The organism is Zooshikella harenae, assembly GCF_018837975.1.
GTDB lineage: Bacteria > Pseudomonadota > Gammaproteobacteria > Pseudomonadales > Zooshikellaceae > Zooshikella > Zooshikella harenae.
In genome coordinates, this window is record NZ_JAGSOY010000226.1 from 1 (window position 1) to 1,636 (window position 1,636).

At 33.6% G+C, this 1,636-nt stretch carries 2 protein-coding genes; both read left to right on the forward strand.

Going from position 1 to position 1,636, the window contains the following annotated elements:
- On the forward strand, nucleotides 1–529 hold a 529-nt coding region (locus KCG35_RS25130; protein ID WP_215822593.1), incomplete at its 5' end, for a hypothetical protein.
- Nucleotides 530–623: 94 nt separating this feature from the next.
- Complete coding sequence (locus KCG35_RS25135; RefSeq protein WP_215822594.1) at nucleotides 624–1,475, forward strand: hypothetical protein; 852 nt, start codon at nucleotides 624–626, stop codon at nucleotides 1,473–1,475.
- Nucleotides 1,476–1,636: the final 161 nt, after the last annotated feature.

The following is a 1,636-nucleotide window of genomic DNA, read 5'->3' on the forward strand; positions in this document are numbered from 1 at the left end:
TAGCAGTGGCGAAGTGGCTGATGGCAATGATGGCTTTGGCAGCTCTGGTGAAGTCGATGCGGGTGACACTAGTGGTGGTTTTGGTAACAGTGGTGAGGTGGATGCAGGTGATAGCAGTGGTGGCTTTGGGGCTGGTAATACGTGGACGCCACCAAACTCAAATACAAGTGAGACTGAGAATGTAGACCCAAGAAAGTTATTAGGATTAGGTGATAAAGCTGTTCACCCCAGAGAACATTTAAATGATAAGGTTAGGCTAGGAAAATACGTTCCCCCAAACACTAAGAAAAATCATTTAACAAAAGCGGAAAAGAGAAAAGCGGATCAAATTTTGAATGACTTAGAAAAAATGAGACAGGGAGATTTAAGTGTTAGGGCTAAAATAGAAGATGCTAGTGGCTCACTGAGATATCATAAATTAGAAGATGAATTGTCTGACTATGCATCACTTGACCTTAGCTCAACAATGAGGTTGATTTATAAAGAAACGAGTAATGGAATAGAATGGTTCATTCAGCAACAACATTAAGGTATTAGAGTAAAGTTTAAAAATATTATAAGGGTAAAATCAATTGTTTTGGTTTTACCCTTATTGATCGATAACTACAGGAGTAGCTGTTTATATGCAACCTTCTATTTTATTGAAAGAGCTTTTAGAATCAAAAGATCCTCTTGATCTAGACATAATAGATGAGTTTCTTGATGTGCTAGAAAAAGAGTATACCTTAATAGAAAAATTATCATTAAATGAAGCTTATGATTTTATATCACTGGGGAAGCAGGCGAGCTTAAAAATCTATGTTAAACTAGTAATTGTATTTATAAATCATGATGATTTTTTTGATAAAAAAGTAAATGAAAAATTCATCATGTATATACTTAAGCTGGCACTAAGCGAAAGTATAAAACCAAGAGACTTAGCAAGGCTTTTTGAAGTATATTTATCAATAGATGGCAATAAGTTAGATCTTGCTAATTTGATAAATAGCATGGAACGAGAAATTATCTCTTTAGTTATTAATGAATTAAATAATTATGATGATTTTTTGGGGTTTGTGTTTTTGCCTGTATCCGATACATTTAAACACAAAATTAGAGTCAAGGTTAGGGCAAATTTATTCTTACATCTACTTTGTATAATCAATAGAAAATTAAGCGAAAATATTGAAATCTCTCCCATTCAGAGAAAATACTTTTTTTTCGAGGGAGCCCTCCAAGACTGGTCTATCCTTAATGATGATAGCGCATCCAGATATTATAAGCATGGAGTTATTACACTTGAAGAAAAAAATCATCTAGAGTCTTTCGGTAAAAAACTATACGAGGTTATTAAAAAATTTGGTGAATATCCATCTTTAGAGACAATTTATCAAGAAAAAAATTTTTTGGATGCTTGTGAATTACTCAAAAATGAAATGTTAAAAGATATTGATTTTATGGATATTTTTCATGCGCTACCTGAAATAAATAACTGAGTTATAGTTAACTCTTTCAAAGACGAACCCATAAATTTAAGAAATCTGTATCCCCTCGGTAAAGGTGTGTAGGTACTAAAACATTTCTATTACTGCATGCTTACCGAGGGCACACCGCTTTCTCAATAAAGCGATCAGGGCTAATGGCCTTCCGGAGAAAA